The following is a 13,593-nucleotide window of genomic DNA, read 5'->3' as shown; positions in this document are numbered from 1 at the left end:
TGGCCGGCGACCTGGGCCTGTCCGCCGTCGGCGGTGACGAGGGTGGAGAGGATCTTGACGGCGGTGGTCTTCCCGGCACCGTTCGGCCCGAGCAGGGAGAAGACCGTGCCTTCCGGGACGGCCAGGTCGACGCCGTCCAGGACGGTCTTGTCGCCGTAGGACTTCCGCAGCCCGTTCGCCGCGATGGCCAGGTCGGTCATGAGGGGTGCTCCTTCGGACGGGCTGCGGGCTAGAGGCTGCGGGCGGTGATGTCGCCCTGCGCGGTGGTCGCGTGGATGGCCAGGCCGGCGGCGGCGCCGTCGGCGTTCTTGAGGGCGTTGTGGATGCGGCCGTAGCCGGTGCCGGCGTCCAGGGCGGCGGAGACGCCGTGGGCGGCGCCGACCGAGATGTCGCCCTGCTCGGTGCGCAGCGCGACGGTGCCGCGTACGGCCTCGGCGATGCGGAGGTCACCCTTCTGGGTGCTGATCTGCGCGGGACCGCCGAGGCGGCCGACCTCGATGTCGCCTGCGAGCAGGGTGAGGCGGGCACCGTGGGTCTCGTCGAGCTTGACCGAGCCCTGCGCCCCCTCGAAGACGACGTCGCCGAGCCGTCCGACGCCGCGGAGTTCGGCGGCGGCGGCCTTCGCCTCGACGTGGGAGCCGGCGGGCAGCTGGACGGTGATCTCGACGGAGCCCGAGTGGCCGAGGACGCGGTTCTTCGCCGCGGGGGCCACAACGCGCAGGACGCCGTCGGCGTAGGTGGTCTCGATCTGCTCGGCCGCCTTCACGTCGCGGCTCCTGGACGCGTCCGCGGGCAGGACCTCGACGGTGGTGTCGGCCCGGTCGGCGGCGATGAAGCGGATGCGTCCGGCGGGGACGTCGAGGACGGCCGAGACGGTGGCGGGGGTGTCGAACTTCTGCATCGTGCACTCCTTGGATTCTTGCGGTGCGTCGTTTCCAACGATGGAAAAGCTACGTTGCCTTCACGGAACCAACAACAACGTCGTTGCACACAAAGCAAGTATTTGCAGTTCAGAGACCATAAATCATTGCAACGAGCTTGCCGACGAACGCAACAGAATCACCTAGTCCGTTGCAATGAAATGCCAGCGAACGCTATGGTGCGGTCACCCCGCAGACGAAGGAGGCCACGATGCCGGGAGGCAGACTCACCGAGCAGGAACGCCAGCAGATCGCGCTGGGGCTGGCCGACGGCCTCGCCTACGCGGAGATCGCCCGGCGCCTCGACCGCCCGACCTCGACGGTCACCCGCGAAGTCATGCGCAACGGCGGCCCCACGGCCTACCGCGCCGACCTGGCCCACCGCGCCACGGAACGGCGCACGCGCCGCAAGCAGGCCACCCCCCGGGACCCGAAGGCAGCCCCGCAGACCGACGGGCGGGACGCCGAGGCCGTGCGCGAGTACGAGGAGACGTTCACCACCGTCCTCATGGGGTCGGGCATGCCCAAGATGATGTCCAGGGTCATGGCCTGCCTGTGCATGACCGACTCGGGCAGCCTCACCGCCTCCGAACTGGCCCAGCGGCTCCAGGTCAGTCCGGCGTCCGTCTCCAAGGCGATCGCGTTCCTCGACAGCCAGGGCCTCGTCCGCCGAGAGGCGGACGAGGGCCGCCGCGAGCGCTACGTCGTCGACGACGACGTCTGGTACCAGTCGATGATGGCCAGCGCCCGGTCCCTCGCCCAGGTCGTCGCCGTCGCCCGGCAGGGCGTCGGTGTCCTCGGCCCCGGCACCCTGGCCGCCACCCGCCTCGAGAACGTCGCCCGCTACCTCGATTTCGTCTCCGAGAGCACCGCCCGAGCCGCGGAGCAGGCACGCGACATCCTCCACGCCAAGCCCGGACGGGCCGCAGGCCACGCCGCCGGCCCGGCCGCGGGCGACACCACCGGACCGGCCGGAGGCAACACCACCGGACCGGCCGCGGGCACCACCGACGAGTCGAGTCCGGATCACTGACCCGGCGCCCCGCGCCTCGCCCACATCCCTCCCCCACCGTCACAAACCCCCTGTGGCCCCACCCCCACCTCGGCAGATAGGTTCGTTGCATGCCCGACTACCTCGACGACCTGCGTCTCGCCCACGTCCTCGCCGACGCCGCCGACGCCGCGACGATGGACCGCTTCAAGGCCCTCGACCTCAAGGTCGAGACCAAACCGGACATGACCCCGGTGAGCGAGGCGGACAAGGCCGCAGAGGAGCTCATTCGCGGCCAGCTCCAGCGCGCCCGCCCCAGAGACGCGATCCTCGGCGAGGAGTACGGCGTCGAGGGCTCCGGCCCCCGCCGCTGGGTGATCGACCCGATCGACGGCACCAAGAACTACGTGCGCGGCGTGCCCGTGTGGGCCACGCTCATCTCGCTGATGGAGGCCGGTGAGGGCGGGTTCCAGCCCGTAGTCGGTGTCGTCTCCGCCCCCGCCCTCGGCCGCCGCTGGTGGGCCGCGAAGGGCCACGGCGCGTTCTCCGGCCGCAGCCTCACCAAGGCCTCCCGGCTGCAGGTCTCCCGCGTCTCCAAGCTCTCCGACGCGTCCTTGGCGTACTCCTCGCTCAGCGGCTGGGAGGAACAAGGCCGCCTGGACGGCTTCCTCGACCTGACGCGCGAGGTGTGGCGCACCCGCGCGTACGGCGACTTCTGGCCGTACATGATGGTGGCCGAGGGCGCCGTCGACATGTGCGCCGAGCCGGAGCTGTCCCTCTGGGACATGGCCGCCACGGCCATCGTCGTCACGGAGGCCGGCGGCACCTTCACCGGCCTGGACGCCCGCCCGGGCCCCCACAGCGGCAACGCGGCCGCGTCGAACGGCCTGCTGCACGACGAGTTGCTGGGATATCTCAACCAGCGCTACTGAGCCCCCCGTTGTTACCGAGCGCCCCCTTGTTGACCCTCCCTTTACCTGCCACCCTGAGAGTCCCCCCACTTGTGAATTTGTGAAATCCTGAACGAACGGTGGGGAGACTCCCAGGAGGTGGCTCCATCCATGCTCGTCCGTGACGCCATGAGCACCGTCGTCCTCACGATCGGCCCGACCCACACCCTGCGTCAGGCGGCATCACTGATGTCCGCGCGCAAGGTGGGGGCGGCAGTGGTCCACGACCCCGACGCCGGCGGCATCGGCATCCTCACCGAACGCGACATCCTCAACTCCGTGGGCCTGGGTCAGGACCCGGACACCGAACGCGCCCATGCCCACACCACCACCGACGTCGTGTTCGCCGCCCCGGCCTGGACCCTGGAGGAGGCGGCGGGCGCCATGGCACACGGCGGCTTCCGGCACCTCATCGTGCTGGACGGCGGCGAGCCCGTCGGCATCGTGTCGGTCCGCGACATCATCCGCTGCTGGGCACCGGCACGACAGCGGGTTCCGGCGTAACACCCCGGACGGGCCGGACCCCACAAGGGACCCGGCCCGTCCGCCGCCGCCCCGCCGACCCCACCGGAAGCCCTCGATCGCCCGCTCGGCAATGCCGTTCTCCATGCTGGACAACGTCTAAAGCAGTCAAGGGTCTAAACTCACACCTGTTCGGGACCTGGTCTCTTTTGCTGTTAGGCTGGTGGCTATGAGTGACCTTCTGGAACGGCTGCGCGGACGCGGATGGCGGATGACCGCGCAGCGGCGTGTCGTGGCTGAGGTCCTCGACGGCGAACACGTCCATCTGACGGCCGACGAGGTCCATGCACGGGCCGTCGCCAAGCTGCCCGAGATCTCCAGGGCGACCGTCTACAACACCCTGGGCGAACTGGTGACCCTCGGCGAGGTGCTGGAGGTCTCCACGGACCAGCGTGCCAAGCGGTACGACCCGAACGCCCACCAGCCGCACCACCACCTGGTCTGCGCCCAGTGCGGCGCGATCCGCGACGTCCACCCGACCGGCAATCCGCTGGCGGACCTCCCCGACACCGAGCGCTTCGGCTTCACGGTCTCGGACGTCGAGGTGACGTACCGCGGCGTCTGTCCGAACTGCGCCGCCGCCTAGCCCTCCCGCACGGAACACGAAAGCCCCGGCACCCATGGGTGTCGGGGCTCACTGCTGCCGTCGTCGCACGATGCCGAGAACACGGAGGGCGATAGCGCTGAGGAGGCACCATCGGGGGCCGGACACACCGAGGAGCAGAGCCGGCGAGGACCAGAAACACCGAGGGCCGGAACCCTTTCGGATTCCGGCCCTCGGCCTTCAGTAGCGGGGACAGGATTTGAACCTGCGACCTCTGGGTTATGAGCCCAGCGAGCTACCGAGCTGCTCCACCCCGCGTCGTTGAATGCAACGTTACGTCACCGCAGAGGACGGATGCAAATCCATTACCCAGCGGCCCCCGCCCGGGGCCCAGCGGCGACGCCTCACGCGGACAGCTCCTGCCGCAGCGCATCCCGGAGCCGCTCCGCCCTCTCGGCGACGGACGCCGGCCCCAGCGCCACCGCCCGGTCGGCCCAGCGCTGCCCCTCCGCCAGCTCACCCCGACGCGCGTAGACGAGCGCCAGCCGCAACGCCGCCCGCCCGTGCCCGGCGTCAGCGGCCCGCGTCCACCACACCGCCGCCTCGGGCTCGCTCCCTTCCCTGGCCAGCAGCAGCCCGAGGTTGAACGCGCCATTGCGGGATCCGGCCTCAGCCGCTTCCCGGTACCACCGAGCCGCCTCGGCGACATCACCCCGGGCCGCCGCCAGCATGCCGACCCGCACCTGCGCCCGCCGGTGCCCCTGGGAGGCAGCCCGCTCGTACCACTCCTCGCACTCGCTGCGCTGGTGCACCGGCTCCCCGAGCTCGTGCGCGGGCTCCGGCGGCCGCCGCGCGTCGAGCACGGTCGCCAACCGGTACGCGGCCTCGGAGCTCCCACCCCCGGCCGCACACCGCAGGTGCCGCTCGGCCTCCTGCTCGTCGCCTTCCCGCAGCCTCGCCATGCCGACCTGAAGCGCCGCCTCGGTGTGGCCGGCTGCGGCGGCACGCTCGTACCAGAGCAACGCGGCCTGCTCCTCGCCCCGGCCGGCATGCAGGATGCCGAGGTTGAAGGCGGCGTCGACGCTCCCGGCCTCGGCGGCCTTGGAGAACCACGGCTCCGCGCCCGTCTCGTCACCGCCCCGCAGCAGCAGGATCGCCAGGGCGTTCGCCGCTTCCCGATGCCCGGCGTAGGCCGCGCGCCGGTACCACTGCTCGGCCTGCGGAGTACGCCCCTGCTCGGCACAGAGCAGACCGAGGTTGTACGCGCCGTTCACGTCACCCGCGTCCATCGCGGCCCGGTACCACCGCTCGGCGGTCTGGGTCTCGCCCCGCTCGGCGTGCAGTGCGCCCAGCGCGTTCGCCGCGTTGCCGTCGCCGTCCTGGGCGGCCCGCAGCCACCACACGGCGGCGTTCTCGGTGTCACCCGCGTCACGCAGCAGGAAGCCGAGCGCACAGGCGGCGCGCGCCTCCCCGTCCTTGGCGGAGGTCAGGTACCAGCGCCCGGCCTCCTTGAGCTCGCCGCGCCTCTCCAGAATCGTCCCGAGCTGCAGCGCCGCCCGGCGGTGACCGCGTGCGGCGGCCTGCCGGTACCACTGCTCGGCCTCCTCGGGCGCCTGGACACCGTTGTCGCCGTCGGCTTCTCGCGCCGGCTGCCTGTCCAGCGCCCGCGCCAGGCGGTACGCCGCTTCCCGGTGCCCACGCTCGGCCGCGACCCGCATCCACTGCACGGCCCCGGCGTCACCGCGGTGCTCCAGCAGATCGGCGAGCGCGTACGCGCCCAGCGTGTGACCCTGTTCGGCGGACTGGCGCAGCCAGTACTCGGCGGCGGGCTCGTCGCCGCGCTCGCGGTGGTGCCGCCCGAGGGCGTGGGCGGCCGCCGTGGATCCGGCGACGGCAGCGATCCGCCACCATCCGGCGGCCTCGTCGGCGTACCCCCGCTGATGCAGGAGGACTCCCAGGTTGTTGGCGGCCGCCCGGTCGCCCGCGGCGGTGGCGGCACGCAGATGAGGCTCGGCACCGTCGAGATCACCGCGGCGCAGCAGCATGGCCCCGAGGACACTCATCGCTTCGACGTCGCCGGCCTCGGCGGCGAGCCGCTGACGCAGCTCCTCCGCCGCCTCGTCGGCGATCTCCCCGGTCTCGTCCGGGGTCTCGGTGTCCTCCCGGCTGGAAGGCTGCACAAAACGCCCTGTCTCGAACAGAGTTGCCTTGTCCCCCATAACGTCCATCGTCGCACCACCTGCAACCTGGGTACACCTGGTATACCGCAGCCAGTGAGGTCACTTCAGCGTTTTGTCGACATGCCCACAGAGAGACAAGTCAAACACAGATCGGCCAACTCCCCCCGGCGGCGCGGCCACAGCCGGCGCCAGCACATGCGTTCACACATCACGAAGGCCCGGATTCCTGTGTGGAATCCGGGCCTTCGGTGCCGCTTCGTCACTCGACATCGCGACTTCAGTAGCGGGGACAGGATTTGAACCTGCGACCTCTGGGTTATGAGCCCAGCGAGCTACCGAGCTGCTCCACCCCGCGCCGTTGTGTTCACAACCGTATCACGGCGCGGGACGGGCATCTGACCAGGCCAGGGCGCTAGCTGCTCGGCTTGGGACTCGGACTGCCGCTCGGGTCGCCGCTCGGCTTGCCGCTGGGCTTGCTCTCGCCGCCCCCGGAACCGCCCGCCCGGCTCGCCTCGGACTGCGCGTCCTCGGCCCGCTGCAGGGCGTCCTCAAGGTCCTTCTGCGCCTTGCCGTACGCCTCCCAGTCGTTCTTCTTCAGGGCCTCCTGACCCGCGTCGAACGCCTTCTGGGCGTCTTCCAGGGCCTGTTGGACCGTCGGGTTCTCGGACTTCGGCGGTGGTTGCGTCGTATCGCCCTCGCCCGGTGGCTCGGTGGTCGGGCCGTCCGCTCCGAAGACCTTGTTGAGGGCCTCGTCGAGGGTGTTCTCGAAGGCGGTCTGGCCTCCGTAGGTGACCAGCACCTTGCGCAGCAGCGGATACTTCAGTCCGCCACCGCGTACGTAGACCGGCTCCACGTACAGCAGCCCTCCGTCGAGCGGCACCGTCAGCAGGTTGCCGTACTCGACTTCGGAGTCGCCGCCTCTCAGGAGCCTGATGGACTCGGCGATGTCCTCTTGGGAGTTGAACTGGCTCTGGACCTGCTTGGGTCCGTTGACCGTGGTGTTGGTCGGCAGTTTCAGGATTCTGATCCTGCCGTAGTCACTGGTGCCCGCCTCCGCGTCGACCGCCATGAACGCGCTGAGGTTGTCCCGGCCGTTGGGCGTGAAGGTCGTCGTCAGCGAGAACGCCTGCGCCTTCTGGTCGGGCATCTTCATGCTCAGGTAGTACGGCGGCACCGCACTGCCCGACCGGTTCGTCGGGTCGTCCGGCACCTGCCACACCTCGCTGCCGCTGAGGAACGTCGTGGCGTCCTTCACGTGGTAGCGCGTGAGCAGCTCCCGCTGGACCTTGAACAGGTCCTGCGGGTAGCGCAGGTGGTCCATCAGGTCCTTGGAGATGTCGCTCTTGGGTTCCACCGTGTTCGGGAAGGCCTTCATCCAGGTCTTCAGGACCGGGTCCTTGGTGTCCCACTGGTAGAGCTTGACCTCGCCGGTGTACGCGTCGACGGTCGCCTTCACCGAGTTGCGGATGTAGTTGACCTGGTTCTGCTGGGCCACCACCGCGCGGTTGTCGTTGGTGGCGGTCAGCGAGTCGGCCGTCGTGTCACCGAGGGTCGTACGCGAGGAGTACGGGTAGCCGTTCGTCGTCGTGTACGCGTCGACGATCCACTGGATCCGGTGGTTCACGACCGCCGGGTAGGCGTCACCGTCGATGGTCAGCCAGGGGGCGACCGCCTCGACGCGCTCCTTGGGCGTGCGGTTGTAAAGGATCCGCGACCCCTCGCCGATGGCCCCGGAGTACAGGATCTGCGGCTCCCCGAACGCCACCGCGTACGCGGCCCGGTTGACCGGGTTGGAGAGGTTGACCCCGCTGTCGCCCTTGTAGCTGGTGGTCTTCTCGCCGTTGTCGTCGGAGTAGTCGATCTCCTTCTGGGGACCGCCGACGATCGAGTACGTGGTGGTCTTCTCGCCGTAGTAGACCCGCTGCTCGTACGTGCCGAGGTCGCCCTCGGAGGGCAGGTCGGACTCGGTGAAGTTCGGACGGCCCTGGGCGTCGGCGCTGGTGCCCTCGGCGGCGACCACTCCGTAGCCGTGCGTGTAACGGAAGTGGTTGTTGATCCAGTTCTTCTTCGGGATGCCCGCGAGGTTCAGCTCGCGCAGGCCGATGACCGTGTCCTGGTCCTTGCCGTCCTTGGCGTACCGGTCGACGTCCAAGTTGGTCGGGAACGCGTAGTAGTTCCTGATCTGCTGGAGCTGCTGGAACGTCGGCGAGACGATGTTCGGGTCCATGATCCGGATGCTCGCCGTGGACGGGACGTCGTCACGCAGTGTGGTCTTGTCCTCGGTCTTGCTCGTGCCCGAGTAGTCGGTGACCTTGGTGCCGTCGATGCCGTACGCCTGGCGCGTGGCCTCGAGGTTCTTCTCCACGTACGGCGCTTCCTTGGCCTGCTCGTTCGGCTGGACCTGGAACTTCTGCACGATCGCCGGGTACAGCCCGCCGATGAGGATCGCGGAGAGCACCATCAGGCCGAAGCCGATCACGGGCAGCTGCCAGGTGCGCCGCCAGATGGTGGCGAAGAACAGCAGCGCGCAGATGACGGCGATGCAGAACAGGATCGTCTTGGCCGGCAGGTAGGCGTTGGCGTCGACGTACCTCAGGCCCGTCCAGTTGTCGGTCGCCCTGAAGTCGCTGGACTTCACCGCGAGTCCGTACCGGTCGAGCCAGTACGCGACCGCCTTGAGGGCGACGAAGACGCCGATGAGCACCGACAGGTGGCCGGTGGCCGCGGCCGTGGCGCGGGCGCCGGGGCTCGTGACGCGCAGCCCGCCGTACAGGTAGTGGGTGAGCGCGGCGGCGATCACGGAAAGGATCGCGGCGGCGAAGCCGAAGCCGAGCAGGAACCGGTACCAGGGCAGGTCGAAGGCGTAGAAGGAGACGTCCAGCTTGAACTGGGGGTCCTTCTGCCCGAAGGGCACGCCGTTGACCCACATCAGCCATGTCCGCCACTGGCCGGAGGCGGAGGCGCCGGCGATCAGGCCCACGAGGGCGGTGATCCCCAACAGCAGCCACTTCTTGTAGGGCGCGATGCCCATCCGGTAGCGGTCGAGGTTCTGCTGCTCCATCGACATGGCGCTCAGCGGCGGCCGCAGCCGGTGCGCCAGCCAGATGTTGAAGCCGACGGCGAGGGCCATGAGCAGGCCGAAGACGAAGAAGAGCCCGATCTTGGTCCACAGGGTGGTGGTGAAGACCGAGGAGTAGTTCACCGAGCGGTACCAGAGCCAGTCCGTCCAAAAGCCCGCGAACATGGTGAACGCCATGCCGGCAACGGCCAGGACGCCCAGCGTCATGAGCAGGGTGCGGACACGCCGGGACGGGCGGCCCACTCTGATCCGCGGCCCTGTCGGGCCTCCGCCGCGGTCCGGCATCTGGAAAGCCAAGGTGCGCACCTCGAAGTTCGCTGTTGATTCGTCAGGCCCGCGTCTTCACGGACCGTACGTGGCCCCCGTGATCGTGGGCCCCCACCTATGCAACTTACTCACCGTTTACTCGGTTCCCGATTCCGGCCGGGAACGAGGCAGGATTGTGACCATGTCCAACACTCCCATGGCTGCGAACCCGCTCACCCGGGCCGTTCTCGAGATCGACGAGTACGTCTCCGGCCTCGGCTGGGACCAGCCGGCCCGCCTTTTCGCCCTCGTCGACACCGCACGGCTGCGGGCCGAACAACCCTCCCTCGCGGACCGGCTCGGTCTGGGCGACGAGTCGGAGAACTCCGGTCTCACCCCGATCGAGCAGGACGAAGTGCCAACGGGCAAGCCGCTCGACGAGTTCCTCGCCACCATCGCCTGGCCCGACGCGGTGGTCGGCTGCGCCCTCGCCGTGGAGCGCCTGATGCTGCCGCCGTCCGCGGAAGCGCAGGTTCCGCAGGGGCTGAGCGAGGCCGCCCTCACGAAGTGGGTGGCGGACCACCCGGACCGCCAGGAGGTCCGCATGACGGTCGCGGTCCTGCGCGACGGCACGCGTGAGTCGGCCCTGCGGCTGCGCGAGAAGGACTCCCCCACCGAGGTCCTGACCGGTTCCGACCTGGTCCCGGGCCTTGCGGAGGCGCTGGCGGCGACGTTCGAGGAATAGCGACCGCAGGGGACCGCTGACCGCGGGGCCCGGCTTTCCGGGCCCCCGGTCCTACGGCTGCTTACCGCACTCGGCTACTTACCGGCACTTCGGCAGGTCCGCGGTGTCGCCGCTGCGGATGTCCTTCAGGGCTCCGAGGGCGTCCTTGATGGTGCCCACCTTGACCAGGGTGAGACCGTCGGGGGTGTCCTTGGCGGCGGCAGCGCAGTTGTCGGCGGGCGTGAGGAAGTACTTCGCGCCCTTGGCCCGCGCGCCCACGGTCTTCATCTCGATGCCGCCGATCGGCCCGACCTTGCCGGCGTCGTCGATCGTGCCGGTGCCGGCCACGAACGCGCCCCCCGTCAGGCTGCCCGGGGTGAGCTTGTCGTAGATGCCGAGCGCGAACATCAACCCGGCGCTCGGCCCGCCGACGTCCGCGAGCTTGATGTCGATCGTGAACGGGAACGTGTGGTCGGTCCCTGCGGAGATCCCCACGATGGCGCGCTTCTCGCCGCTGTCGTCGGACGTGGTGGTGGTCATCGTGATGTCCTGCGTCCTGGTCGGCGTCCGCTTCTCCTTCTCCGCGGCTGCCTGCTCCTTGGCCGGCACGATCGTGAAGCGGACCTCCTGGCCCGGCTTGTGCTTGGTCACGAGCTTCGCAACGTCGGCGGGCTCCTTCACCGCCGTGCCGTCGACCTCCTTGATCACGTCCCCCGCGTGCAGCTTGCCCTCGGCGGGGGACCCCTTGACGACCGTGGAGACGATCACCCAGGACTTCACCGGGACGTCCAGCTGCTTCAGGGCCGCGACCTTGGCGCTCTCCTGGGACTGGCTGAACTCCTCGGCGTTCTCCTGGGTCGACTGCTCCTCGGTCTTGCCGTCCGGGTAGAGCGTCTCGTGCGGCACGACCTTGTTGTCGTGCGCGAGCCAGCCGTAGACGGCTTCGACCAGGTTCATCCGGTAGTCGGCGCTCGTGACCCGGACCGTCGTCATGTTCAGATGGCCACTGGTCGCGTACGTCTTCCTGCCCGCGATCTGCAGCACCGGCTCGCCGTCGTGATCGCCCAGGGTGTTCACCGTCGGCCCCGGGGACATCTCCGCATAGGGCACGGGGATGAACACTCCCGCGCACAGGAGCGCGATCAGCATCAGGGTGGAGGCGAGCATCGTCGCGGTGCGGCGTGGCATGAGTCGACAGTACGGGACGGTCCTGTCAGCGCACCGTCAGGGCCGCCCGTCCGAGGCGGCCCTGCCCTCCACGACGTCTGTGACCTGCTGGTTCCTCGGCTGTCAGGCGCCCGGGCGGGGCTTCTCCATGGCCTCGCGGAAGCGGGCGTAGCCGGTGAGTTCCGGCCCGTCGTTACGGGCCTTGCGGGTCCGGTGGGCCCAACTGCCCCAGAGCCCCGCGCCGATGGCAGCCACAAGCGGAATCAGCAACCAGGCGAGCGCCGCCATGCCGACCTCCAACCCCTTTGAGCATCCGCAACTGACTGATCAGCAGATTAACGATCCGCAGTGACAACGCTCACGCCAGGGGTCCGGTTACGCAACCGGAGGCCGACTCCCGGAACCAGCAGGCCGGCTACGGGCCCGGAAGGCGGACTTACGCGGGCAGCAGGCGGACTCACGGGGGTCAGACCGGCGGACTCATGGGGGTCAGCAGGCGCCGACCCACTCCTCGGTTCCGTCGGAGAACTTCTGGTGCTTCCAGATGGGCACTTCGTGCTTCAGGTCGTCGATCAGCTTCCGGCAGGCCTCGAAGGCCTCTCCGCGATGCGGGCAGGAGACGGCGACGACCACGGCGAGGTCCCCGACCCGCAGGTCCCCCACGCGGTGCACGGCCGCCAGGGCCCGCACCGGGAACTCGGCGGCGACCTTCTCCGCGATGCGCCGCATCTCGGCCTCGGCGCTGGGGTGGCAGGAATAGCCCAGCTCGTCGACGTCGGCGCCACCGTCGTGGTTCCGCACGGTTCCCACGAAGAGCGCGGTGCCTCCGGCCGCGTCGTCCCCGACGGCCCGGAACACCTCGTCCAGGGAGAGAGCCGAGTCCCGGATCCCGATCAGCTTGATCGGGTCGTGCGCGGCCTGCTCACCGGGGTGATCGTTCGTGGTTGCCATGCCTCCATCGTGCCGCACGCGACCGACGGCACGGAATAGAGCCATCGACCGGCACGCGCGCGTACCCGTTTGGAGCCTCCTACAGGGACGGCCTCCAGTGGGGGCTTCAGCGGCGGCCTTCAGCGGCTCTCCCGTACAGGCGTCCCTCAGATCTCCCGTACAGGCGTCCCTCAGATCCGCCGCCGGGCCTTCCGCGCCCGCCGCACCACCGCCGCCGCGCCCAGCAGCGCCACCGTCGCACCAGCCGCACCCGCGGCCGTCGCGTCCTTGCGGCCCAGTCGCCGCCCGGCGACCGTGTGCCGTCCGGAGACCTCCTCCAGGAGTTCCGCCAGCACCTCCTCGTTGGTGTACTGCGGCCGCCACCCGGCGTCGTGCAGTCGGCTGCCGCTCACCACCCAGGGGTACATCGTGTACGCCAGGTCCCCGGCCGGTGAGGGTGTGAGGCCGATGCGGTGCAGTCGCGCCGCCGCCCCCAGCGCGACCGCCGACGGCAGCTCCATCCGCCGGATCCCGCTGAGCTCCTCGACCTCCTCCTGCTCCAGCCAGCCGTCACAGCCGACGGCCAGTTCCCCGTCGACCTTGTCCAGAACGGCGTACTCCAGCGCGCTGCACAGGTCCTCGACGTGGCAGAACTGCCACGCCGGCCGCGACCCTGCCACCACCAGGAGCCGGGGCGACTCGAAGTACCTGGTCAACGCGGTGTCGGTGCCTCCTACCAGCACGGCCGGCCGGACCACGGTGACATTGAGCCCGGGGTGCGCCCGGGGTGCGCGCCGCGCCAGCCGTTCGATCTCCAGCAGGTCACCGACGCCCGTCGCCTCGGCCGTGGCGCGCAGCTCGGCGTCCTCGGACAGCGGCAGCTCGTTGTCGGGCAGCGCCCCGTAGACCATCGCCGAGGTGCACAGCACGACCCGGTGGACTCCGGCAGCCGCTGCGGCCGTCAGGACGGTCTGCGTCCCCCGTACGTTGTAGGCCGTTCGGGCGGCCGCGTCCGTCTCCAGGTCGAGATCCAAGGCCAGGTGCACCACCACGTCGGCCCCGCGCAGCTTGTCCGCGATGGCCGGATCCCGTACGTCCAGGATGTGCCACTCGGCCGCCGCGCACTCGCCGCGCCGCTCGTCGATGGCGACGACCTGCTTGACCTCGTCGGATGCGGCCAGCTGCTCCGTGAGCAGGGCTCCGACGCCGTACGCGGCGCCGGTGACCGCGACGACGGGTCCGCGCGCGGCGGGACTCGCGGAACTGGTTGACTGGTTTCGCGCTGCGCGAACCTGCGGATCTGGGGAACTCACCGGGCGTCTCCAGCGGTTGTCTTCAGT

13 protein-coding genes and 2 tRNA genes are annotated in these 13,593 nt (G+C 70.0%); 5 read left to right on the top strand and 10 right to left on the bottom strand.

Annotation, left to right across the window (positions count from 1 at the left end; translation table 11 throughout):
• Together AB0B29_RS08490 and AB0B29_RS08485 are read right to left on the bottom strand one after the other, a co-directional pair.
• Window positions 1–200 (bottom strand): ATP-binding cassette domain-containing protein (locus AB0B29_RS08490; RefSeq protein WP_362235621.1); only part of this gene is annotated, 200 nt, incomplete at its 3' end.
• A gap of 29 nt (window positions 201–229) precedes the next feature.
• A complete protein-coding gene (locus AB0B29_RS08485) occupies window positions 230–901 on the bottom strand; it encodes a DUF4097 family beta strand repeat-containing protein (protein ID WP_362235618.1) in 672 nt (223 codons plus the stop codon).
• A gap of 230 nt (window positions 902–1,131) precedes the next feature.
• Between AB0B29_RS08485 and AB0B29_RS08480 the strand changes: the two genes are divergently transcribed.
• The 4 genes from AB0B29_RS08480 to AB0B29_RS08465 all read left to right on the top strand — a co-directional run bounded on the left by AB0B29_RS08480 (window position 1,132) and on the right by AB0B29_RS08465 (window position 3,969).
• Window positions 1,132–1,953, top strand: coding sequence for a GbsR/MarR family transcriptional regulator (locus AB0B29_RS08480; RefSeq protein WP_362235616.1), 822 nt, complete (start codon window positions 1,132–1,134; stop codon window positions 1,951–1,953).
• An 89-nt stretch (window positions 1,954–2,042) separates the two neighbouring features.
• Window positions 2,043–2,843, top strand: coding sequence for a histidinol-phosphatase (gene hisN, locus AB0B29_RS08475; RefSeq protein WP_362235614.1), 801 nt, complete (start codon window positions 2,043–2,045; stop codon window positions 2,841–2,843).
• Window positions 2,844–2,972: 129 nt separating this feature from the next.
• On the top strand, window positions 2,973–3,365 hold the full coding sequence (locus AB0B29_RS08470) for a CBS domain-containing protein (protein ID WP_344458687.1): 393 nt from the start codon (window positions 2,973–2,975) through the stop codon (window positions 3,363–3,365).
• 187 nt (window positions 3,366–3,552) lie between these two features.
• Window positions 3,553–3,969 carry a Fur family transcriptional regulator gene (locus AB0B29_RS08465; protein WP_062928973.1) on the top strand — a complete coding sequence of 139 codons (417 nt, stop codon included), beginning with the start codon at window positions 3,553–3,555 and terminating at the stop codon, window positions 3,967–3,969.
• A gap of 202 nt (window positions 3,970–4,171) precedes the next feature.
• Here AB0B29_RS08465 and AB0B29_RS08460 read toward each other — a convergent pair.
• The 4 genes from AB0B29_RS08460 to AB0B29_RS08445 form a co-directional block, all read right to left on the bottom strand.
• A tRNA-Met gene (locus tag AB0B29_RS08460) sits at window positions 4,172–4,245 on the bottom strand.
• 86 nt (window positions 4,246–4,331) lie between these two features.
• The gene (locus AB0B29_RS08455; RefSeq protein ID WP_362235611.1) at window positions 4,332–6,155 is read right to left on the bottom strand and encodes a tetratricopeptide repeat protein; all 1,824 of its coding nucleotides are present in this window, start codon (window positions 6,153–6,155) and stop codon (window positions 4,332–4,334) included.
• A gap of 233 nt (window positions 6,156–6,388) precedes the next feature.
• Window positions 6,389–6,462, bottom strand: a tRNA-Met gene (locus tag AB0B29_RS08450).
• A 57-nt stretch (window positions 6,463–6,519) separates the two neighbouring features.
• Window positions 6,520–9,471, bottom strand: coding sequence for a UPF0182 family membrane protein (locus tag AB0B29_RS08445; protein ID WP_362235706.1), 2,952 nt, complete (start codon window positions 9,469–9,471; stop codon window positions 6,520–6,522).
• 163 nt (window positions 9,472–9,634) lie between these two features.
• Between AB0B29_RS08445 and AB0B29_RS08440 the strand changes: the two genes are divergently transcribed.
• On the top strand, window positions 9,635–10,177 hold the full coding sequence (locus tag AB0B29_RS08440; RefSeq protein WP_344458685.1) for a PPA1309 family protein: 543 nt from the start codon (window positions 9,635–9,637) through the stop codon (window positions 10,175–10,177).
• A gap of 78 nt (window positions 10,178–10,255) precedes the next feature.
• On the opposite strand, the gene AB0B29_RS08435 is transcribed toward AB0B29_RS08440, so the two are convergent.
• From AB0B29_RS08435 to AB0B29_RS08420, 4 genes are all read right to left on the bottom strand, one after another.
• On the bottom strand, window positions 10,256–11,344 hold the full coding sequence (locus tag AB0B29_RS08435; RefSeq protein ID WP_362235609.1) for a YlbL family protein: 1,089 nt from the start codon (window positions 11,342–11,344) through the stop codon (window positions 10,256–10,258).
• Between the two features lie 102 nt (window positions 11,345–11,446).
• On the bottom strand, window positions 11,447–11,611 hold the full coding sequence (locus AB0B29_RS08430; protein WP_361868795.1) for a hypothetical protein: 165 nt from the start codon (window positions 11,609–11,611) through the stop codon (window positions 11,447–11,449).
• A 201-nt stretch (window positions 11,612–11,812) separates the two neighbouring features.
• Entirely contained in the window at window positions 11,813–12,274 is a 462-nt protein-coding gene (locus AB0B29_RS08425) for a molybdenum cofactor biosynthesis protein MoaE (RefSeq protein ID WP_362235607.1), read from the bottom strand.
• A gap of 170 nt (window positions 12,275–12,444) precedes the next feature.
• Complete coding sequence (locus AB0B29_RS08420; RefSeq protein ID WP_362235604.1) at window positions 12,445–13,566, bottom strand: SDR family oxidoreductase; 1,122 nt, start codon at window positions 13,564–13,566, stop codon at window positions 12,445–12,447.
• Window positions 13,567–13,593 lie beyond the last annotated feature (27 nt).

It is taken from the genome of Streptomyces tibetensis (assembly GCF_040647715.1).
GTDB classification, from domain to species: Bacteria; Actinomycetota; Actinomycetes; order Streptomycetales; family Streptomycetaceae; genus Streptomyces; species Streptomyces tibetensis_A.
The sequence above is the reverse complement of the archived record's forward strand: the minus strand, read 5'-3'. Positions and strand labels throughout refer to the sequence as shown.

Coding starts and splice junctions, on each gene's coding strand:
- AB0B29_RS08470 (WP_344458687.1), top strand. CDS start 2,973: ATGCTCGTCCGTGACGCCATGAGCACCGTCGTCCTCACGATCGGCCCG.
- AB0B29_RS08485 (WP_362235618.1), bottom strand. CDS start 901: ATGCAGAAGTTCGACACCCCCGCCACCGTCTCGGCCGTCCTCGACGTC.
- AB0B29_RS08430 (WP_361868795.1), bottom strand. CDS start 11,611: ATGGCGGCGCTCGCCTGGTTGCTGATTCCGCTTGTGGCTGCCATCGGC.
- AB0B29_RS08440 (WP_344458685.1), top strand. CDS start 9,635: ATGTCCAACACTCCCATGGCTGCGAACCCGCTCACCCGGGCCGTTCTC.
- AB0B29_RS08435 (WP_362235609.1), bottom strand. CDS start 11,344: ATGCCACGCCGCACCGCGACGATGCTCGCCTCCACCCTGATGCTGATC.
- AB0B29_RS08465 (WP_062928973.1), top strand. CDS start 3,553: ATGAGTGACCTTCTGGAACGGCTGCGCGGACGCGGATGGCGGATGACC.
- AB0B29_RS08445 (WP_362235706.1), bottom strand. CDS start 9,471: ATGCCGGACCGCGGCGGAGGCCCGACAGGGCCGCGGATCAGAGTGGGC.
- AB0B29_RS08425 (WP_362235607.1), bottom strand. CDS start 12,274: ATGGCAACCACGAACGATCACCCCGGTGAGCAGGCCGCGCACGACCCG.
- AB0B29_RS08480 (WP_362235616.1), top strand. CDS start 1,132: ATGCCGGGAGGCAGACTCACCGAGCAGGAACGCCAGCAGATCGCGCTG.
- AB0B29_RS08455 (WP_362235611.1), bottom strand. CDS start 6,155: ATGGACGTTATGGGGGACAAGGCAACTCTGTTCGAGACAGGGCGTTTT.
- hisN (WP_362235614.1), top strand. CDS start 2,043: ATGCCCGACTACCTCGACGACCTGCGTCTCGCCCACGTCCTCGCCGAC.